The 20,291-nt window shown below is 37.5% G+C and carries 19 protein-coding genes and 1 other annotated feature; of the genes, 16 read left to right on the top strand and 3 right to left on the bottom strand.

The annotated features are described in order from the left end of the window. Nucleotides 1–26 precede the first annotated feature (26 nt). Both AZF08_RS03960 and AZF08_RS03955 read right to left on the bottom strand, forming a co-directional pair. Nucleotides 27–443, bottom strand: a complete 417-nt coding sequence (locus AZF08_RS03960) for an organic hydroperoxide resistance protein (RefSeq protein ID WP_033672760.1) — start codon at nucleotides 441–443, stop codon at nucleotides 27–29. A gap of 2 nt (nucleotides 444–445) precedes the next feature. Beyond that, nucleotides 446–898 carry a MarR family winged helix-turn-helix transcriptional regulator gene (locus tag AZF08_RS03955; protein ID WP_033672759.1) on the bottom strand — a complete coding sequence of 151 codons (453 nt, stop codon included), beginning with the start codon at nucleotides 896–898 and terminating at the stop codon, nucleotides 446–448. A gap of 441 nt (nucleotides 899–1,339) precedes the next feature. On the opposite strand from AZF08_RS03955, the gene hemA reads away from it, so the two are divergent. From hemA to ysxE, 8 genes are all read left to right on the top strand, one after another. After that, on the top strand, nucleotides 1,340–2,677 hold the full coding sequence (gene hemA, locus AZF08_RS03950) for a glutamyl-tRNA reductase (protein WP_033672758.1): 1,338 nt from the start codon (nucleotides 1,340–1,342) through the stop codon (nucleotides 2,675–2,677). A 17-nt stretch (nucleotides 2,678–2,694) separates the two neighbouring features. Next, nucleotides 2,695–3,528 (top strand): cytochrome c biogenesis protein, encoded by an 834-nt coding sequence (locus AZF08_RS03945; protein WP_033672757.1) that lies wholly within the window; start codon nucleotides 2,695–2,697, stop codon nucleotides 3,526–3,528. Between the two features lie 15 nt (nucleotides 3,529–3,543). Beyond that, nucleotides 3,544–4,473 carry a hydroxymethylbilane synthase gene (hemC, locus tag AZF08_RS03940; protein WP_033672756.1) on the top strand — a complete coding sequence of 310 codons (930 nt, stop codon included), beginning with the start codon at nucleotides 3,544–3,546 and terminating at the stop codon, nucleotides 4,471–4,473. A gap of 2 nt (nucleotides 4,474–4,475) precedes the next feature. Continuing rightward, nucleotides 4,476–5,234 carry a uroporphyrinogen-III synthase gene (hemD, locus tag AZF08_RS03935; protein ID WP_033672755.1) on the top strand — a complete coding sequence of 253 codons (759 nt, stop codon included), beginning with the start codon at nucleotides 4,476–4,478 and terminating at the stop codon, nucleotides 5,232–5,234. A gap of 30 nt (nucleotides 5,235–5,264) precedes the next feature. Then, nucleotides 5,265–6,254, top strand: coding sequence for a porphobilinogen synthase (hemB, locus tag AZF08_RS03930; protein WP_033672753.1), 990 nt, complete (start codon nucleotides 5,265–5,267; stop codon nucleotides 6,252–6,254). Then, nucleotides 6,254–7,543: a glutamate-1-semialdehyde 2,1-aminomutase gene (gene hemL / locus AZF08_RS03925; RefSeq protein WP_033672752.1), complete on the top strand. Its 1,290-nt coding sequence runs from the start codon at nucleotides 6,254–6,256 to the stop codon at nucleotides 7,541–7,543. Before hemB ends, hemL begins: the two co-directional genes overlap by 1 nt. A 244-nt stretch (nucleotides 7,544–7,787) precedes the next feature. Beyond that, nucleotides 7,788–8,795 (top strand): stage VI sporulation protein D, encoded by a 1,008-nt coding sequence (gene spoVID / locus AZF08_RS03920; RefSeq protein ID WP_033672751.1) that lies wholly within the window; start codon nucleotides 7,788–7,790, stop codon nucleotides 8,793–8,795. Between the two features lie 170 nt (nucleotides 8,796–8,965). Next, nucleotides 8,966–9,991: a spore coat protein YsxE gene (gene ysxE / locus AZF08_RS03915; protein ID WP_033672750.1), complete on the top strand. Its 1,026-nt coding sequence runs from the start codon at nucleotides 8,966–8,968 to the stop codon at nucleotides 9,989–9,991. A 27-nt stretch (nucleotides 9,992–10,018) separates the two neighbouring features. Here ysxE and AZF08_RS03910 read toward each other — a convergent pair whose 3' ends face one another. Further along, a complete protein-coding gene (locus tag AZF08_RS03910; protein WP_033672749.1) occupies nucleotides 10,019–10,213 on the bottom strand; it encodes a hypothetical protein in 195 nt (64 codons plus the stop codon). Between the two features lie 282 nt (nucleotides 10,214–10,495). Continuing rightward, nucleotides 10,496–10,727 (top strand) — a binding site (T-box leader). A 37-nt stretch (nucleotides 10,728–10,764) separates the two neighbouring features. Here AZF08_RS03910 and AZF08_RS03905 point away from each other — a divergent pair. From AZF08_RS03905 to mreD, 8 genes are all read left to right on the top strand, one after another. Continuing rightward, nucleotides 10,765–13,413, top strand: a complete 2,649-nt coding sequence (locus AZF08_RS03905) for a valine--tRNA ligase (protein ID WP_033672748.1) — start codon at nucleotides 10,765–10,767, stop codon at nucleotides 13,411–13,413. 116 nt (nucleotides 13,414–13,529) lie between these two features. Next, the gene (locus AZF08_RS03900) at nucleotides 13,530–14,831 is read left to right on the top strand and encodes a bifunctional folylpolyglutamate synthase/dihydrofolate synthase (RefSeq protein ID WP_033672747.1); all 1,302 of its coding nucleotides are present in this window, start codon (nucleotides 13,530–13,532) and stop codon (nucleotides 14,829–14,831) included. A 320-nt stretch (nucleotides 14,832–15,151) separates the two neighbouring features. Then, nucleotides 15,152–16,108: a hypothetical protein gene (locus tag AZF08_RS03895; protein WP_033672746.1), complete on the top strand. Its 957-nt coding sequence runs from the start codon at nucleotides 15,152–15,154 to the stop codon at nucleotides 16,106–16,108. Between the two features lie 227 nt (nucleotides 16,109–16,335). Beyond that, nucleotides 16,336–16,911, top strand: a complete 576-nt coding sequence (locus AZF08_RS03890; protein ID WP_033672745.1) for a Maf family protein — start codon at nucleotides 16,336–16,338, stop codon at nucleotides 16,909–16,911. Between the two features lie 47 nt (nucleotides 16,912–16,958). After that, nucleotides 16,959–17,636, top strand: a complete 678-nt coding sequence (gene radC / locus AZF08_RS03885) for a RadC family protein (RefSeq protein ID WP_033672744.1) — start codon at nucleotides 16,959–16,961, stop codon at nucleotides 17,634–17,636. A gap of 159 nt (nucleotides 17,637–17,795) precedes the next feature. Continuing rightward, on the top strand, nucleotides 17,796–18,812 hold the full coding sequence (mreB, locus tag AZF08_RS03880) for a cell shape-determining protein MreB (RefSeq protein WP_033672743.1): 1,017 nt from the start codon (nucleotides 17,796–17,798) through the stop codon (nucleotides 18,810–18,812). A 41-nt stretch (nucleotides 18,813–18,853) separates the two neighbouring features. Continuing rightward, nucleotides 18,854–19,708, top strand: a complete 855-nt coding sequence (mreC, locus tag AZF08_RS03875; RefSeq protein ID WP_033672742.1) for a rod shape-determining protein MreC — start codon at nucleotides 18,854–18,856, stop codon at nucleotides 19,706–19,708. Between the two features lie 12 nt (nucleotides 19,709–19,720). After that, nucleotides 19,721–20,263, top strand: a complete 543-nt coding sequence (gene mreD / locus AZF08_RS03870; RefSeq protein ID WP_033672741.1) for a rod shape-determining protein MreD — start codon at nucleotides 19,721–19,723, stop codon at nucleotides 20,261–20,263. Nucleotides 20,264–20,291 lie beyond the last annotated feature (28 nt).

Here is a 20,291-nt window from a genome sequence, read left to right as displayed (position 1 = left end):
GATAGAGTAATGAAATAGTTATCTTCTTACAGTATGTTTAATGTAACGTCGATATTTCCTCTTGTTGCTTTTGAGTACGGACATACGCCGTGAGCGGCTTCTACTAGCTCTTGAGCTTCAGCGTGAGAAACACCAGAAACGCGTACGTCAAGTACAGCAGATAGTCCAAAACCGCCATCAGTATCTTTCCCGATTGAAACGTGAGCTGTTACTTCTGTGCTTTCCACTTTTACACGTTTTGTACGAATAACAAGTTGTAATGCGCTATCGAAGCATGCTGCGTATCCAGCTGCGAATAATTGTTCAGGATTTGTTGCTTCTCCGCCCATACCCCCTAATGCTTTTGGCATTTTCACATCAAGATTTAGAATTCCATCTTCTGAAACGATTTTTCCATTTCTTCCACCTGTCGCAGTTACTGTTGCAGTATATAATTTTTCCATCTTTATTCTCCTTTTCTATCATTGATTGTTTTCATTGTTTCAATTAATTTATTTAACTGAATTAATAATGATTGATATTCCTTTTCTGAAATCCCTAAATTGGTAGCCATTGTTTTTGGTAACGAACATGCTTTTTCTTTTAAAGCGTGTCCTTGTTCTGTTAGTTCAATGCAAACTTTGCGTTCATCTTCTTTAGAACGGACGCGTTTTACTAATTCTAATGCTTCCATTCGTTTTAGCATCGGTGTTAATGTACCCGAATCTAAAAATAATTGCTCACCAATTTCTTTTACAGTTATGCCATCTTGTTCCCAAAGCACTAATAATGTAATGTACTGAGGATACGTAATACCCATTTCTTCTAAATAAGGTCGATAAAAGCGTGTTACTTCTTTAGAGCAAGCATAAATAGAAAAGCAAAGCTGATTATCGAGATGTAAAGGATTCTCTTTCATGAGCATTCCTCCTTTTTTAAATTGTGCACAATTTAATTTTATGAAATCAATATATCGAAAAAGAAATGAGAAGTCAAATACAATGCAACGAAAAAATTGAGTAATATGTAATATACAAGAATTTGTTACATTATGGAACAAACATACATATTTTTCTGTATGATGAAAGAAGATAGAAAAAGATAGCCTTGCAATTCGTATGGAATAGTTTCCATCACTTGATTCTGACAATTTTTTTTGGTAACGTACAAATAGAGTTATTATTTTATAATGATTATAAATTGAGATGTTTATTTCAGAAGATTTGATCTACCTTCTGCAAGAAGTGAGAAGGATGAATAAAAAAATTTCTGTTGTTCACACGATTGTCAGATTCATAACAGGAAAGTTGTATTATGATAGTAGATAAGGTGAAAAAACGGGTGAAGGGGGACATGCTGCGTGCATATTCTTGTTGTTAGTGTAAATTATCGAACAGCCCCTGTAGAATTTCGTGAGAAACTCACATTTCAGGCAGCAGAGCTAGAACTGGCAATGACAACATTACAAAATCAAAAGAGTGTGTTAGAAAATGTCATTGTATCAACGTGCAATCGCACAGAGATTTATGCTGTCGTCGATCAATTACACACGGGACGATATTACATTAAGAAATTTTTAGCTGATTGGTTTCAGCTTGAGATAGAAGAAGTTTCGCCATATTTGTCTATTTTTGAACAAGATGGTGCCGTTGAACATTTATTCCGTGTAACGTGCGGATTAGATTCTATGGTAGTTGGTGAAACACAAATTTTAGGTCAAATTCGAAACAGCTTCTTACAGGCGCAAGAAGTAAAAGCAACAGGCACGATTTTTAATGAATTGTTTAAACAAGTGATTACGCTCGCAAAGCGTGCTCATTCAGAAACAACAATTGGTGAGAATGCGATGTCTGTTAGTTATGCGGCCGTTGAGCTTGGGAAGAAAATTTTTGGTGATTTAACAGATTGTCATGTGCTAATTCTTGGTGCTGGCAAAATGGGAGAACTCGCGTTGCAAAACTTATACGGAAGCGGAGCTCGTAAAGTTACAGTGATGAACCGTACATTTACGAAAGCGGAAACAATGGCCGAGAAATATATGGGGCATGCAAAGCCGTTAAGTGAATTGCAATGTGCCCTTTTAGAAGCGGATATTTTAATTAGTTCAACGGGTGCTTCAGATTACGTGATTACGAAAGAAATGATGACAAGAGTGGAACGGATGCGCTGCGGTCGTCCTTTATTTATGGTCGATATTGCAGTACCGCGTGATATTGATCCAGCGATTGATGAGCTAGAAGGTTCTTTCTTGTACGATATTGATGATTTACAAGGTGTAGTAGAAGCGAATCGTGCTGAGCGCTTGAAAGAGGCGGAAAAAATTCAACTTATGATTGAGGAGGAAATCGTTCTATTTAAAGCGTGGTTAAATACGCTTGGCGTTGTTCCATTAATATCAGCCTTACGTGATAAAGCGTTAGCGATTCAAAGTGATACGATGCAAAGTCTTGAACGAAAAATTCCAACGCTTAGTGATCGTGAGAAGAAAGTGATTAGTAAGCATACGAAAAGTATTATTAATCAACTGCTAAAGGATCCAATTTTAGTAGCGAAAGAATTAGCAGCTGAAGAGGGAGCTACGGAAAAGCTCGCTTTATTTGCAAAGATTTTTGATTTAGAAGTGCAAGAAGAGGCTTTGGAACATAAGGAAGAACCGGAACATAAACGAGCATGGACACCATCCGTTCCATCTTTATAACTCGGAAGGATGATCGGATGAGCTTTTTAAATAATAGTATTATTTATCATATCGCAATCATTTTATATGCTTGTAGCATTAGTTTATATTTTATAGATTATTTTCAAAGTAACCGAAAGGCGAATCGAATTGCTTTTTGGTTACTTTCAATTGTGTGGGTACTGCAGTCTGTTTTTATGCTTATACGGGCGACTGAATCAGAAACGAATCCCATTTTAACTTTATTGTCGGGAATTTATTTTTATGTGTGGTTATTGATTACAATGTCATTAGTAATCAATCGATTTATGCGCATTGACTTTTTAGTCTTTTTTACAAATGTGATTGCTTTCGGCGTAAGCGCTTTTTCTATTTTTACCCCGCTTGGAAAAATGTCTCCGGTACTTGCGCATCAATTGGTTTCGGAGCTGGTATATGTGCATGTAGGGATGGCAATTATTTCGTATGCGGCATTTACAGTATCATTTATTTTTTCGATTATGTACCTATTGCAATATCGCTTGTTAAAACAAAAAAAATGGAATGCCAGATTAAGAAGGCTCGGGAATTTACCGAAGCTTGAGTCTATGTCTTATGGACTGAATTTATTTTCTGTTCCTTTTTTCTTGTTAGCTATTTTGCTTGGATGTATATGGGGATATACAAAGTTAGATAATTTTCATTGGTATGACACGAAAGTAATCGGGTCTTTTGTTGTTTTATTTGTATATTGTGCGGGTCTATATTTACGAGGAACAGATATATTGCAAGGTAAGAAGATTATAAATTGGAACATTGGGGCTTTCCTCGTTATGTTAATCAATATTTTTCTATTAAGCAGTTTATCCAACTTCCACTTTTGGTATTTATAATGAGGAGAGAAAATTATGCGCAAAATTATTGTAGGTTCGAGAAAAAGTAAGTTAGCGTTAACACAAACAAATTGGTTTATTGATCAGTTAAAGGCACTAGGTTTACCATATGAATTTGAAGTGAAAGAAATTGTTACAAAAGGTGATGTCATTTTAGATGTGACTCTTTCAAAAGTAGGCGGAAAAGGTTTGTTTGTAAAGGAAATTGAACACGCGCTTCTTACGAAAGAAATCGATATGGCTGTACATAGCATGAAGGATATGCCAGCTGTGCTTCCGGATGGATTAACAATTGGATGTATACCAAAGCGTGTCGATCCACGTGATGCGTTTATTTCGAAAAACGGGGAATCATTTGAGAGCCTAGCAGAAGGGGCAGTCCTTGGGACGAGTAGTTTAAGACGTAGTGCGCAATTATTAGCAGCTAGACCAGATTTACAAGTGAAGTGGATTCGTGGAAATATTGATACGAGATTACGTAAATTAAAAGAAGAAGACTATGATGCAATCATTTTAGCAACAGCTGGATTACAGAGAATGGGCTGGGATAATGATGTGATTACAGAGCATTTAGATGAAACGTTATGTGTACCAGCTGTGGGACAAGGTGCTTTAGCGATTGAGTGCCGTGAGGGTGATGAAGACTTATTGCAATTGTTATCACATATCAATGATGCTGTAACAGAGCGCACAGTAGCAGCTGAGCGAGTATTCCTTCATAAACTTGAAGGTGGGTGCCAAGTTCCGATTGCAGGGTATGCGACACTTGGGGAGAACAATAAAATTGAGTTAACGGCTCTTGTTGGTTCTATGGATGGTTCGATCTTGTTAAAAGAAATCGTAACAGGTGCCGATCCAGAGAAAGTTGGTCTAGAAGCGGCAGATCGTTTAATTAAGCAAGGAGCAAAAGAACTTATTCTCGCTGCGAACAAGGAGCAGCAGTAAATATGAATGCTCTTGTTGGCAAAACAGTACTGATTACACGTGCTCAGCACCAAGTAAGACAAATGAGTACAGCTGTGAAAAAAAAGGGCGGAATTCCATTGGAGATTCCGCTTTTGCATATGGAGGGTGTATTCCAGCGGGAATTTCAAAATGTATCTCAGCAGCTTCATTTGTATGACTGGATTATTTTCACGAGTAAAAATGGTGTGAGCTTTTTTTTAGATGGTTTTTGTAAGCGGATGCCATCTACTGTACGTATTGCGGCAGTAGGTGTGAAAACAGGGCAAGAGTTAAAAAAAAGAGGCTATCAAGTTCATTTTGTTCCAACAGCGTTTGTTGCGGAAACTTTTGCAGAAGAATTTATAAGAGAATTAAACGGGGCAGAACGTATTTTATTTCCAAAAGGAAATTTAGCTAGAGATGTTATTCCAAAGAAGCTCCGGGAGTTTGGGATACTCTTAGAAGAGCTCGTCGTATATGAAACGAAAACAAATGATAAGAAACAGCAGGAGCTCGTCACAGCTTTAGAATCTGGCAAGATCGATTTCGTTACATTTACGAGCCCATCTACTGTTACGAGTTTTGTGAAGTTACTTGAGGGCACAAACTGGAGAGAATGGATAAAAAAATGTACAATTGCTTGTATAGGACCGATAACAGAACAAGAAGCAAGATATTATTTTGCAGATGTTATTATTCCAGAGAAATATACAGTGGAATCGTTAATACAATGCATTTCCAAATCGAATTTAAATGCATAATCTAAATAAAAAGAATGGGGATAGAAATTTATGAGTTCTTTACAATTTAATCGTCATCGTCGTTTAAGACAAAGCGGAAATATGCGTGCGCTTGTACGTGAAACATTTTTACATACAGAAGATTTTATTTACCCTATTTTTGTACTAGAAGGCGAGAATGTTCGTAATGAAGTTCCTTCTATGCCAGATGTATATCAAATTTCTTTAGATCTTCTGCAAGCTGAAATGCAAGAAGTTGTAGATTTAGGTATTCGTTCTGTTATCGTATTTGGTTTACCTGCTGAAAAAGATGAAGTTGGATCATCAGCGTATTGTGAGAATGGTATTGTCCAACGTGCGATTAAGCAAATTAAAGAGCAATTCCCACAATTAGTAGTAGTTGCCGATACATGTTTATGTCAATATACAAGCCATGGTCATTGCGGCGTTATTGAAGACGGAATCATTTTAAATGATGAATCATTAGAGGTTCTTGCAAAAACAGCAGTAAGCCAAGCAAAAGCAGGAGCGGATATTATTGCTCCATCTAATATGATGGATGGGTTCGTAACGGCCATTCGCTATGCGTTAGATGAAAATGGATTTGCGCACATACCGGTTATGTCATACGCTGTGAAATACTCATCAGCATTTTACGGTCCATTCCGTGATGCAGCACATGGTGCGCCGCAATTTGGTGATCGTAAGACGTATCAAATGGATCCAGCAAACCGTATGGAAGCATTCCGCGAGGCTGAATCAGATGTAATGGAAGGAGCAGACTTCTTAATTGTAAAACCAGCTCTTTCTTACTTAGACATTATTCGCGATGTGAAAAATAATTTCAATTTACCAATTGTTGCGTATAACGTGAGCGGAGAATATTCCATGATTAAAGCAGCGGCGCAAAATGGTTGGATTAATGAAAAAGAGATCGTACTCGAAAAACTATTAAGTATGAAACGTGCAGGAGCAGATTTAATTATTACGTATCATGCGAAAGATGCAGCACGATGGTTACAAGAAGGAGGCGCACAATAATGAAAAAATTTGATAAATCCATTGAAGCATTTGAAACGGCGCAAGATTTAATGCCTGGTGGTGTAAATAGCCCAGTTCGTGCATTTAAGTCTGTCGGTATGAATCCGTTGTTTATGGAGCGCGGGAAAGGCTCTAAAGTGTATGATATCGATGGGAATGAATACATCGATTACGTATTGTCATGGGGACCGTTAATTCATGGACATGCAAATGACCGTGTTGTGGAATCATTAAAAGCTGTGGCTGAAAAAGGAACGAGCTTCGGTGCGCCAACAGAAATTGAAAATAAATTAGCACAGCTTGTTATTGAGCGCGTGCCATCTATTGAGATTGTACGTATGGTAAACTCCGGAACGGAAGCAACAATGAGTGCACTTCGTTTAGCACGTGGGTATACAGGGCGCAATAAAATTTTAAAATTTATTGGTTGTTATCATGGTCATGGTGACTCCTTATTAATTAAAGCTGGTTCTGGTGTTGCAACACTTGGTTTACCAGATAGCCCTGGTGTACCAGAAGGTGTAGCGAAAAATACAATTACAGTAGCTTATAACGACTTAGAGAGCGTAAAATATGCTTTCGAACAATTTGGTGATGATATCGCGTGTGTTATCGTAGAGCCAGTAGCAGGAAATATGGGAGTTGTGCCGCCTGAACCAGGATTTTTAGAAGGGCTTCGTGAAGTGACGGAGCAAAATGGTGCTTTGCTTATTTTTGATGAAGTTATGACGGGATTCCGCGTAGCTTACAACTGTGGACAAGGTTATTACGGCGTAATTCCTGACTTAACTTGCTTAGGAAAAGTAATCGGAGGTGGATTACCGGTTGGAGCATATGGTGGTAAAGCAGAGATTATGCGCCAAGTGGCACCAAGTGGTCCAATTTATCAAGCGGGTACATTATCTGGTAATCCACTTGCAATGACTGCAGGTTATGAAACATTAGTACAATTAACGCCAGAGTGTTATCAAGAGTTTGAACGTAAAGCGGAAATGCTAGAAAATGGCCTACGTAAAGCGGCTGAAAAGCATGGGATCCCGCATCATATAAACCGCGCAGGTTCTATGATTGGTATTTTCTTTACAAATGAACGAGTTATTAATTACGATGCTGCGAAAACTTCAAATTTAGAATTCTTTGCAGCTTACTATCGTGAAATGGTAGAACAAGGTGTATTTTTACCACCTTCTCAATTTGAAGGATTATTCTTATCGACAGCACATAGCGATGCTGATATTGAAGCAACGATCGCAGCGGCAGAAATTGCGATGTCAAAATTAAAAGCGTAAATAAAAAGGTTGTCAGGAGAGTCCTGGCAACCTTTTTGTTATGTTGCATATTGTTGAAGCATCGATAAGTTGTGCCTGATGGTCGATATATGTAGCGATTCCGTCGGTATATCTTGAAAATCGCTGATATATTGAAACTGAATTGAATGGGAAGCTTACATGTGAAGTTTGATTTTTTATTCATAAAATCACTCCCATACACATAAATCTGTAATGACCTATAGTTTGGGAGGGGGAAAAAGAAGTGGCGACAGATCATTCATTACGTTTTTCATTAAAAGAATCGGTTTGGTTCCAAAAAGGACAGGAAGTCGAAGAACTTTTGTCAATTTCGTTAGATCCAGACGTTGAGATAGAAGAGCTTGATTATGAAGTGATTGTGAGAGGGCAGTTGGACTTAACAGGGGAATATGTTGCAAAACAAGATGATTCAGCATTTTCGCTGCGAGAGTTGTCTCCAGCTAAATCCATTGATTATGTAGAAACACGAGAAGATGGTGTGAACGAGCTTGTACATTCTTTTCCGCTAGAAATCTCGATTCCCCGAAACAGGGTGAAACACATTGAGGAATTATATGTGTCTATTGAAGAATTCGATTATGAATTAAAAGAAAATGGTTGCTTACAACTATTAGCGGATATATCAATCTCTGGTTTATATGATGAAGAGAGAGTGGAAGAGGAAGCTGAAGCTGAAGAGAAGCAGGAAGAAGTTGAAAGGGAACAGGAAGTAATAGCAGTGGATGAAATGAAAACGCCAGTGCCAATGGAAGTTGAAGAAGTACCGGTTCATACAGAAAAAGATGGATGGGAAGATTATGCATTTGAGCCGTTTCAACTAGAGGAGCGTAAAGAACAAGAGCTAGAAGAGGAAGAGAAAGACGTACAAGAAGTTGAAGAACCAATAGAGCCAATAGAAACAAAAGAAACAGCACCTCAATTTGAATTGTTTGGTCGGAAGGATTTTAAGAAAGAAAAAGCAAAGAAGCTGCCGGAAGAAGAGGAAGAAACAACATATTCGCAGCGAGATGAAAATGCTCTATATTTAACGAAATTATTTACGAAAGAGCCAGAGGAAGAGTTTACAAAGGTACGTATGTATTTTGTGCAAGAAGGGGATACGATTGAATCCGTTGCAGAACGCTATGAAACTTCTGTTCAGCATCTGCATCGCGTGAATCAAACAGACGATATATATTTAACTGCCGGGCAAGTTATATATATACCTGTTTCAAAAGTAAAGACAAAGTGAGTGAAGAAATTTCTTCTTCACCTCTTTTCTTTTTATCCCGCTATTTGAGGGCTAATGATCAGTGGGGAATGAAGACCCCTACTGATGAAAGTTTCACTTTATTTTGCTAGTTGCTGGTACGTTAAACTTTCATTTTATTTTACGTTTTTGAATGAGAAAGGATCCTTCGTATGGATAGAGAATTACGTGAGCAATATGCACCAATTTTGCGGCAATATCAATTGACTGTTGAACATATGGAAGAGCACGGGAATGTGATGAAAATTTATACGAATCAAGGTCCATATGCATTGAAAAAATTACTAGATAAAAGACTAGAGCGGAATAATTTAATGTACCACATTCAATATTTACGTGAAAAAGGATTTACACACTTTGCACCCATTTACCATGCGACAGACGGGAAGTATGTTTTAAGTGATGGGAAGTATAGTTACTATTTAATGCCTTGGTTAGAGAGAGAGGAAGGGAATGGAGAAGACAATGATCAATATCATAAAATGTTTCAGACGTTAGCGATGCTCCATCAAAGAACGACTAAAGAAGAAACGTATACGGAAGAAGTGTTAGAAGAGCATTATACAAATGTATCAGAGCGATGGGAGAAAGATGGAGAGTTTTTAGAGGAGTTCCTTGTAGAATCTGAAGCGAAATGGTATATGTCTCCGTTTGAACTACAGTACTGCACGTATTTTCATCATGTGATGAGGGCTCGTAATTTTGCGACGAAGCAGCTCTCGGAGTGGCATGAAGCGATGAAAGAGAAAGAGAAAACACGTATTTCTTTTGTGCATGGAAATGTATCGATGAATCATTTTTTATTTGATTATGAACGCAACGGCTATTTTATTAGTCTAGAAAAATCTCAATTTGCTACACCGGTTCAAGATCTTGTTGGTTTTTACTCTCGTTCTTTGAACACCTATCCAATTGCAAGAAGTGATCGCTTTGAGTGGTATCAAGTGTACCAAAAGAATTTTCCGTTTACGAAAGAAGAACAGCTTCTGATGTTTGCTTACTTGACGTATCCATCACCGTTTATCCGGCAAATTCGCTCTTATACAAGTACAAAACGAAGTCGTAATGAAAAGAAAGAGCTTCATGGTGTGAAAATGCTGCAGCAATCCCATTGGCTCGTAAGTAATATAGAATATTTTATTGCACAATTACAAGCAACGCAGCAAGGTAATGAATAACAGCCGTAGTCTCAGTAATTTCTGAGGCTACGGCTGAAAGTGCAAGCGGATTGTTGCGACAACAAAAATAATAAGGATGATAAAGTCTAAGAAAGTTGGAAGTAGTAAAGTGCGAATACCTTGGAAAATGGTAAGGGGAATTGCAAAATCAGCAAAAACTGTTTGTATATTTCTAATCCATGAAGGAGCAGAAAAATTGTAGTTGCGTCGGAATCGTCGCATAATCATTCCTCCATACAGAAAGCTGTTATTACATATTAATCTTGAGAGGTGAAGGTGTAATAGTATATTATGCAGGATAAGTACCTAAGGTGCTTGTGCTGCATTTTTTCATTTTTGTACATGTGTTGAAAAAATATTTAAGCTGATAGAGAATGGAAGAATTTTTTTTGAGGATAGGAATGTGTGAAATCTATCAAATGTAAGAATTTGATGAAAAATATTTTTATCTTGACGAATGTGGTTTCGTTTTTTACACTATTGTATATAATAAATAACAATTATATAAATGCGTTGAAAGGGAAGAGTATAACATTAAACGTCTGCAGAGAGGAGAATTAGTAGCTGTGAGATTCTCTAGATAGTCATGTTAGAAGGTAGCCCTGGAGCATCTTTTCTGAACGGAACCATTCTCATTAGGAAAAGACGGATCTGTCCGTTATCCAATTAAGAGTATAAGCAAATCTTGAATTTGTTTGTAAATAAAGGTGGTACCACGATGTCCCTCGTCCTTTTTGGATGAGGGGCATTTTTTATTTTAAGGAGGGAAAATAATGTCAAACACGGAAAAGAATTTACCGACTAAATATGATCATATGTCCGTTGAAGAAGGCCTTTATAAATGGTGGCTCGATGGCAAATATTTCGAAGCAAAAGGAGATGCAGAAAAACAGCCGTATACGATTGTGATTCCGCCTCCAAACGTAACAGGTAAATTGCATTTAGGTCATGCTTGGGATACAACACTTCAAGATATTTTAACACGTACAAAGCGTATGCAAGGTTACGATGTATTATGGCTTCCAGGAATGGACCATGCTGGTATTGCAACGCAAGCAAAAGTAGAAGGAAAACTTCGTGAAGAAGGTATTTCACGTTACGATCTTGGCCGTGAGAAATTCCTTGAAAAAGCATGGGAATGGAAAGAAGAATATGCTTCTCACATTCGTCAGCAATGGGGAAAAGTTGGTTTAGGATTAGACTACTCTCGTGAGCGCTTTACATTAGACGAAGGTTTATCTGATGCGGTTAATAAAGTATTCGTTCAATTATATGAAAAAGGCTTAATTTACCGCGGAGAATATATTATTAACTGGGATCCAGCAACACGTACTGCCCTTTCTGATATTGAAGTAATCCATAAAGATATTCAAGGTGCGTTCTACCATATGAACTACCCACTAACAGACGGTTCTGGTCACATTCGTCTTGCGACAACTCGTCCGGAAACAATGCTTGGTGATACAGCAGTAGCAGTTCATCCAGAAGATGATCGTTACAAACATTTAATCGGAAAAACAGTTACACTTCCAATCGTAGATCGTGAAATTCCGATTATTGCTGACGAGTACGTAGAAAAAGATTTCGGTACAGGTGTTGTAAAAATTACACCAGCTCATGATCCGAATGACTTTGAAGTAGGTAACCGCCATGACTTACCACGTATTCTAGTAATGAACGAAGATGGCTCAATGAATGAAAAAGCTGGTAAGTATAACGGCATGGATCGTTTTGAATGCCGTAAGCAGTTAGTAAAAGACTTGCAAGAAGCCGGTGTATTAGTAGAAATTGAGCCTCACATACATGCAGTAGGTCACAGTGAGCGTAGCGGAGCAGTTGTTGAACCTTACTTATCAACACAATGGTTCGTAAAAATGGCTCCACTTGCAGAAAAGGCAATTGAACTTCAACAAAAAGAAGAAGACGAAAAAGTAACGTTCGTACCAGATCGTTTCGAGAACACATACTTACGCTGGATGGAAAATATTCATGATTGGTGTATTTCTCGTCAATTATGGTGGGGGCACCGCATCCCAGCTTGGTATCATAAAGAAACGGGTGAAGTATACGTAGGTACAGAAGAACCGACAGATATCGAAAACTGGAATCAAGATAATGACGTACTTGATACATGGTTTAGTTCAGCGTTATGGCCATTTTCAACGCTTGGTTGGCCTAATGAAGATGCAGCAGACTTCGATCGTTACTATTCAACAGATGTACTTGTAACAGGTTATGACATTATTGCTTTCTGGGTATCTCGTATGATTTTCCAAGGCTTAGAGTTTACAGGAAAGCGTCCATTTAAAGATGTATTAATTCATGGTCTTGTTCGCGACGAGCAAGGACGTAAAATGAGTAAGTCTCTTGGTAATGGTATTGATCCGATGGATGTTATTGAAAAGTACGGTGCAGATGCAATGCGCTTCTTCTTATCAACAGGAAGTGCGCCAGGGCAAGATTTACGCTTCAGTATGGAGAAAGTAGAATCTACTTGGAACTTCATTAATAAAATTTGGAACGCGTCACGTTTCGTATTAATGAACATGGATGACATGAAGTATGAAGATATCGATTTAACTGGTGAAAAATCAGTTGCAGATAAGTGGATTTTAACTCGCTTAAATGAAACAATTGAAAGTGTAACGCGTAACATGGATAAGTATGAATTTGGTGAAGTTGGCCGTGCATTATACAACTTCATTTGGGATGATTTCTGTGACTGGTATATCGAAATGGCGAAACTGCCATTATACGGTGAAGATGAAGTAGCGAAGAAAACAACTCGTTCTATTCTAGCGTACGTACTAGATCAAACGATGCGTTTATTACACCCATTCATGCCATTCGTAACAGAGAAAATTTGGCAGCACTTACCTCATGAAGGTGAATCTATTACAGTAGCAGCATGGCCAACAGTTCGCGAAGATTTACAAGACAAAGAAGCGGCGGCAGAAATGCATCTTCTTGTTGATATCATTCGCTCTGTTCGTAACATTCGTGCTGAAGTAAATACGCCAATGAGCAAAAAAGTTCAAATGCAAATTAAAGCAAAAGACGAAGCAGTACTTGCGCAGCTTACGAAAAACAGCTCTTACATTGAGCGTTTCTGTAATCCAAGCGAATTAACAATTAAGACGGATTTACAAGCACCAGAAAAAGCGATGACTGCAATCGTATCAGGTGCGGAGTTATTCTTACCGTTAGCTGATCTTATCAATCTTGATGAAGAGAAAGCACGCCTTGAAAAAGAACTTGAGAAGTTTGATAAAGAGGTAGAACGCGTACAGAAGAAACTTTCAAACCAAGGTTTCGTAGCAAAAGCTCCAGCAGCAGTTATTGAAGGAGAGCGCGCGAAAGAGCAAGATTACTTAGAAAAACGCGAAGCAGTTCGCCAACGTCTAGCTGATCTTCAAAAGTAAAACCGTTCTAAGGAGACTCATCATATTGGTGAGTCTCTTGTATTTGCGTATAATAGAATCAAGGCAATTTGTTGCCTTGGTTCTTTTTTTGTTGATTTGAAAGGGGAATGGCATAGATGGTACATACATACGAAGAAGCAATAGGCTGGATTCATAGCCGATTAAAGTTTGGTATTAAACCAGGGTTAGAAAGAATGCAGTGGATGCTAGAGAAACTTGGGAATCCCGAGCGTCATATAAAATGTGTTCATCTTGCAGGAACGAATGGAAAAGGTTCAACTTTAACGTATATGCGTTATATGCTAGAGGCAGCAGAGTATAAAGTTGGGACATTTACGTCTCCGTATATTGAAACATTTAATGAACGAATTAGTGTTAATGGAATACCAATTGCAGATAAAGAAATTACTGAACTTGTAAATATGGTAAAACCCGTTGTTGAAAAATTAGATGAAACAGATTTTGGAGAAGCAACGGAGTTTGAAATTATTACAGTAATGGCAATCTGTTATTTCGGTAAGGTAAACTTCTGTGACGTTGTCCTGTTTGAAACAGGCCTTGGTGGTCGTTTTGATTCAACAAATGTAATTCATCCGATACTGACGATGATTACAAATATCGGTCATGATCATATGCATATTCTAGGTAATACGCTAGGGGAAATTGCATATGAAAAAGCAGGAATTATTAAATCAGGTGTTCCTGTTATTACGGGTGTTCAGGATCAAGAAGCACTTGATGTCATTCAAAAGGTTGCTAAGGAAAAGAATGCAAACCTTTATGAACTTGGAAAACAATTTAAAGTAGTACATCAGTGTTCTGATAAAGATGGAGAGTACTTTGACTTTTCTTGTCCGTTTGCGACGTTTGAGGAAGTTTGTATTTCGATGAAAGGAGCTCACCAAGTAGGAAATGCAACACTTGCGCTGATGGGAGTTATGTACCTTAGAACATATTTATCATTCTTAGTGGAAGAAGAGCATATTCGAACAGGATTAAGTGAAGCATACTGGATCGGCCGATTTGAGCGGTTACAAAGTAATCCGGACGTAATTATAGATGGCGCTCATAATCCAGAAGGGATTACGAGCCTTGTGAAAACAGTAAAGGCTCATTATAACGATAGAAATGTCATTGTTTTATTTACTGCTCTTGGTGATAAACAGCTAAACAACATGGTAGGACAATTAGAAACGATTGCAGATGAAATGATTTTCACAACATTTGCATTTGATCGCGCGATTTCTGCTAAAGAGCTGGCTGCATATTCACGTAAGAAATCAAAACAAATCTTTGAGAATTGGCAAGAAGCAATTGATACAAATATGAAGAATGTAAAAGACAATGATGTTTTCATCATAACGGGATCGCTTTATTTTATTTCAGAAGTCCGAAAATACATTCGTGAGAACAACTAGGGCAGCATTTGCTGCCCTAGTTGTTTGTTCTACAAATGAAGTCAAATGCATAGATATAAAGTGAAAGCTAACCATCAGTGGTTTTTTTTATTTCCCACTGATGGTTAGCTTTCACCAATCGGGCTTTTAGGGGCAGTTATCCCCTAACAACCTTCATTGTTTTTATCCTAACTTTTGAGATAGGGGATATTACTGCCCGTTAATGCGGGATAAGATAACTATATGGAACAATTTGACGAATCCCTCTGACAAATATCTCGTTTTTTTATGAAGTGAATATGATATGATGCGGACAATGATAAGAGGTGAGGTGTGAGGGTATGGACAAGCAATCACGAACAATCTCGGTTAAGGTAAACGGAACGGAAGCAAAGTATGAAGAAACGCAGAAGGAAAAGGATGAATTTGATTGGATGGTGGTCGATAGTAAAACGCCGCAAAATGTAGTGCCGTTTCAAAAAGAAAAGCTACCATCTATCAAAAAATATCGAAAGAAATGGAGTAACGTACTTATCTTTACAGTTGCGGCTGCCATTATTATGGGCACAATGCTAGGAATGGGGATGCTTCATTTGTTAACGGGACAAGATTCAGCTGGAGACGTTACTGTAACATCTTCACAACAAACTAGTAGGGGAGAGAAGGAGGAAGCAGGAGCTGAAGAAAAAAAAGAAGAGAAGACACCGGTAGGGAATACAGCGGCTTTAGCACCAATAACGTTATATTTTGTTCAGGGGGGACTATATTCTTCTGAAGAAAAAGGACAGGCAGCTATTCAAGAGTGGAAAGATAATGGAGGCGTAGCAGCGTTAAAACCGAATGGTGATAAGTATTCACTTGTTGTTGGTATTGCTAGCGATGGACAATCTATAGATAAATTAATGGAACAGTATAAGAAAGATGGCGTATCTGTTTTGAAGAAGAATTGGGAAATTACAGATAAAGCATTGTTAAAAAATGATAAAGAATTTGGCTCCTTTTTAAGTAAGTTACAGTCCTTATATACTCATTTTGTAAAATATGCATCAGATGTGCAATCTGGAGGGAAGAGTAATCAAAAAGAAATAGCTGCAATTGAAAAAGAATGGAAGGCAATTGAAAAAGAAGACAAAGCAATGAAACGTGAGGATATGAAAAAATTATATACGTATGCATCGGTAGCAGTACAAACGATTAAAGAAGGGAAAAGTGATAAGGAAGCAGTAGCGAAATTGAATCAAGTCGTTATCGATAGTTTACTTTCTTATGAAAAATTGGTTTCGAAAAAAGCAAAATGATATGATAATGAAATAAGAAGGGAAGAAGTGTGGATACTTCTCTCTTTTCTTTTTGATTTCATTCAAGAATAAGGTGCTTTCTTTACCTACAGAATATAGTCGTATACAAACAAAAGATTAAGTTTATAAAAAAGAAAATGATATTTTTACAATTTGTGGGGAAGATATTCATTTGATACGATCAAGCTATATTTTTCTGTTGTATGGTAAGAAAGAAAGGAGAATATATGAAAAAACTTATTTTAGCTTCTGGTTCACCACGCCGGAAAGAATTACTTGAACTAGCAAATGTACCGTTTGAAATTGTTGTGAGTGAAGTAGAAGAAACAATCGGCGCATATTCATCACCTTCTGATATTGTGATGTCACTGGCTTTGCAAAAAGCGTCTGCTGTAGCAGAGGATCATGATGATTGTGTGGTGTTAGGTGCAGATACAATTGTTACATATGAGTCGCGTATTCTCGGGAAGCCGAGTGATGAGGCGGAGGCAAAAGAGATGTTGCAATTATTATCAGGGAAAACGCATGAAGTATATACGGGTGTTGCGCTCATTTCGAAAGAAAAGACAGTCACTTTTTATGAGCGTACAGAAGTAACTTTTTGGGAGTTAACAGCAGAAGAGATAGATGCGTATATTAGAACAAAAGAGCCACTTGATAAAGCTGGAAGTTATGGTATTCAAGGGAAGGGTGCTATTTTTGTTCAGCATATACAAGGGGATTACTATAGTGTGGTCGGTCTACCGATTTCCCGTCTTGTTCGTGAATTAAAACAGTTCGATAATGATGTATCCCATGCCTAAAATTGCATGGGGTTTTCTTTGCAATAAATAAAAAAAGGAGTGAAAATATGAACGGTATTCGTGATGTTTTGAAAGAGGAACAGCCACGGGAGCGTTTGTTGTTAGAAGGAGCAAGTAATTTATCGAATCGAGAACTGCTTGCAGTGTTACTTAGAACAGGTTCTAAAGAAGAATCGGTTTTAACATTAGCAGATCAAATTTTGTATCATTTTGACGGATTACGCATGTTAAAAGATGCTACAATAGAGGAGATGACAAGTATTCATGGTGTAGGAATAGCGAAGGCGTCTCAGCTTATCGCTGCATTTGAAATAGGAAGGAGAATGGTGCGCTTAGAGTATCAAAATAGATATAGTATTCGAAGCCCAGAAGATTGTGCAAGTTATATGATGGAAGAGATGCGTTTTTTACAACAAGAGCATTTCGTTTGTTTATATTTGAATACAAAAAATCAAGTTATGCATCGACAAACCGTTTTTATTGGGAGCTTAAATGCCTCGATTGTGCATCCTCGTGAAATATTTAAGGAAGCTTTTCGCCGTGCGGCTGCCTCTATTATATGTCTTCATAATCATCCCTCAGGAGACCCTACGCCAAGCCGTGAAGATATTGAAGTAACAAAAAGATTAGTAGAGTGTGGTAGGATTATTGGAATTGAAGTTCTCGATCATGTTATCATAGGTGATCATAAATTCGTGAGTTTGAAAGAAAAAGGTCATATTTAAGACTATTCTTTTTACCCATTTTGTTTTATAATGTGATTTATGAGTTTTTTGTAGACAATCGTCTACAATAAAGGATAGAAAATATAAAAACGTACTGTTTTATTATAAATATAAAGTAAGAAAATGAGTCCGTGAAAATGAGAAAGGAAGATAGATGATATGTTTGGATTTGGTGGTTTTACTCGTGATCTTGGAATAGATTTAGGAACGGCGAATACGCTTGTATACGTAAAAGGAAAAGGTGTTGTTTTACGTGAACCTTCAGTAGTGGCACTGCAAACTGACTCAAAACAAATCGTTGCAGTTGGTAGCGATGCAAAACAAATGATTGGTCGTACACCAGGAAACGTAGTGGCTCTTCGCCCTATGAAAGATGGCGTAATTGCTGATTATGAAACAACAGCAACAATGATGAAATATTATATTCAACAAGCACAAAAATCAAATGGATTTTTCTCTCGTAAGCCTTATGTAATGGTATGTGTGCCATCTGGTATTACTGCTGTAGAAAGACGTGCGGTAATCGATGCGACTCGCCAAGCAGGCGCTCGTGATGCATATCCAATTGAGGAGCCATTTGCAGCAGCAATTGGTGCAAACTTACCTGTTTGGGAACCAACTGGTAGTATGGTCGTTGATATCGGTGGTGGTACAACTGAAGTTGCTATTATTTCTTTAGGCGGAATTGTAACAAGTCAATCAGTTCGTGTGGCTGGTGATGATATGGATGATTCAATCATTCAATACATTAAGAAAAGCTACAACTTAATGATCGGTGAAAGAACAGCAGAAGCATTAAAATTAGAAATCGGTTCTGCGGGCGAGCCAGAAGGTATTGAGCCAATGGAAATCCGTGGTCGTGATTTAGTAAGTGGTTTACCGAAAACAGTATTAATTCAAGCTGAAGAGATTGCATCAGCATTAAAAGATACAGTAGATGCAATTGTAGAATCAGTTAAAAACACATTAGAAAAAACTCCACCTGAACTAGCGGCGGATATTATGGACCGCGGAATTGTATTAACAGGTGGTGGGGCATTACTTCGCAACTTAGATAAAGTAATTAGTGAAGAAACAAAAATGCCAGTTCTTGTTGCAGAAGACCCATTGGATTGTGTAGCAATTGGAACAGGTAAAGCTTTAGATAATATCGACCTTTTCAAAACTGCTCGATAATACTTCAAAATAAAAATCAATGAAATTAAGAGGGTGTGAACGTGCCACAGTTTTTCTTAAACAAAAGATTAATTGTTTTGTTAGTTAGTATTATTCTTCTCGTGGCATTGATTGGAATCTCATTGAAAGAACGGAAAAATCTAACATGGCCAGAGCAGTTTGTAAAAGATACTGTTGGTGTTGTAGAGCGTGTATTCCAAAAGCCTGCGAATTATGCTGCTGGATTCTTTGAGAACGTAGAAGATGTAAAGCGCACGTATGAAGAAAATAAAACATTAAAACAAAAATTAGATCAGTATGCGGAATTATCCGTGAAAGTAAAAGATTTAGAAAAAGATAATGCGAAGCTTCGTGAAACAATTGATAAGAAAGATTCTCTTCGTGACTATAAGCCAATTCAATCGACAGTTATTGCGCGTAATCCAGACAAATGGTATGACTTAATTGGAATTGATAAAGGTGCGCAGCAAGGAATCAAAAAGGATATGGCTGTAATGACTTCAAAAGGATTAGTTGGACGAGTGAAGAGTGTGTCTCAATTTACAGCAAATGTAGAGTTACTAAGCTCACTGAATCGAGAAAATCGTGTTTCTGTGGTGGTAGAAGGTCAGGATCGTATTTTCGGATTGATTGAAGGATATGACAAAAATAAACAAGCACTTGTATTTACAAAGATTTCTTCGGATGTAAAAGTGGAAAAAGGGCAAAAAGTTGTAACATCAGGACTAAGTGATATTTTCCCGAAAGGTTTAATAATAGGGGAAATCGTAGATGTTTCACCGGATGAATATGGATTAACACAAACAGCTTACGTAAAACCTGCTGCGGATTTAAATGATGTAGACCATGTTATGGTTACAAAAAGAGTTATGCCTTCAGCAGCATTAGAACAGTAAGGGGGAGAAGATATGGCTATTTTAAAAAGAGCGATTCTTCCTCTTTTGCTTCTTTTTGTCTTTTTATTTGAAAATATGTTTTCTACTGTAGTTCCGACAGCATTATTTTGGAAAAACAGTATAGCAACTCCGCATTTCTTTATGATTGTACTATGCTTTATTACCGTTTATTATAGTCCTCTTCAAGGTATTTACTATGGACTACTATTCGGTTTTTTATTTGATACGGTGTATACAGAACTTGTTGGGGTATATATATTTGCTTATCCGATTTTAGCGTATCTTGTTTACAATACAATGAAAGTTTTACAATTAAATTTATTTATTGTTTCTTTTATTGTATTAACAGGGATTGTGGCATTAGAGTATTATGTATATGGGTTCTTAACATTACTAGGACGTATTCATTTACCAGCACATATCTTTTTATCAGATCGTCTCTTTGCTACTTTATTGTTAAATGGAATTTTCTTATTGTTAGTTTGTTTCCCACTGAGACGATATCTTGTGCGTCTTTCAAAAGCCATGGAAGAAAAAGAAAAAAGGATTTTCTAATTTTATGTCGAATTGAATCGGTGGGGTG

Source organism: Bacillus gaemokensis (assembly GCF_001590835.1).
Lineage (GTDB): Bacteria > Bacillota > Bacilli > Bacillales > Bacillaceae_G > Bacillus_A > Bacillus_A gaemokensis.
The sequence above is the reverse complement of the archived record's forward strand: the minus strand, read 5'-3'. Positions and strand labels throughout refer to the sequence as shown.

Coding starts and splice junctions, on each gene's coding strand:
- hemB (WP_033672753.1), top strand. CDS start 5,265: ATGAGTTCTTTACAATTTAATCGTCATCGTCGTTTAAGACAAAGCGGA.
- AZF08_RS03910 (WP_033672749.1), bottom strand. CDS start 10,213: ATGCGACGATTCCGACGCAACTACAATTTTTCTGCTCCTTCATGGATT.
- hemC (WP_033672756.1), top strand. CDS start 3,544: ATGCGCAAAATTATTGTAGGTTCGAGAAAAAGTAAGTTAGCGTTAACA.
- AZF08_RS03905 (WP_033672748.1), top strand. CDS start 10,765: ATGTCAAACACGGAAAAGAATTTACCGACTAAATATGATCATATGTCC.
- ysxE (WP_033672750.1), top strand. CDS start 8,966: ATGGATAGAGAATTACGTGAGCAATATGCACCAATTTTGCGGCAATAT.
- AZF08_RS03955 (WP_033672759.1), bottom strand. CDS start 898: ATGAAAGAGAATCCTTTACATCTCGATAATCAGCTTTGCTTTTCTATT.
- radC (WP_033672744.1), top strand. CDS start 16,959: ATGAACGGTATTCGTGATGTTTTGAAAGAGGAACAGCCACGGGAGCGT.
- hemL (WP_033672752.1), top strand. CDS start 6,254: ATGAAAAAATTTGATAAATCCATTGAAGCATTTGAAACGGCGCAAGAT.
- AZF08_RS03890 (WP_033672745.1), top strand. CDS start 16,336: ATGAAAAAACTTATTTTAGCTTCTGGTTCACCACGCCGGAAAGAATTA.
- mreD (WP_033672741.1), top strand. CDS start 19,721: ATGGCTATTTTAAAAAGAGCGATTCTTCCTCTTTTGCTTCTTTTTGTC.
- hemD (WP_033672755.1), top strand. CDS start 4,476: ATGAATGCTCTTGTTGGCAAAACAGTACTGATTACACGTGCTCAGCAC.
- AZF08_RS03895 (WP_033672746.1), top strand. CDS start 15,152: ATGGACAAGCAATCACGAACAATCTCGGTTAAGGTAAACGGAACGGAA.
- AZF08_RS03945 (WP_033672757.1), top strand. CDS start 2,695: ATGAGCTTTTTAAATAATAGTATTATTTATCATATCGCAATCATTTTA.
- AZF08_RS03900 (WP_033672747.1), top strand. CDS start 13,530: ATGGTACATACATACGAAGAAGCAATAGGCTGGATTCATAGCCGATTA.
- AZF08_RS03960 (WP_033672760.1), bottom strand. CDS start 443: ATGGAAAAATTATATACTGCAACAGTAACTGCGACAGGTGGAAGAAAT.
- mreB (WP_033672743.1), top strand. CDS start 17,796: ATGTTTGGATTTGGTGGTTTTACTCGTGATCTTGGAATAGATTTAGGA.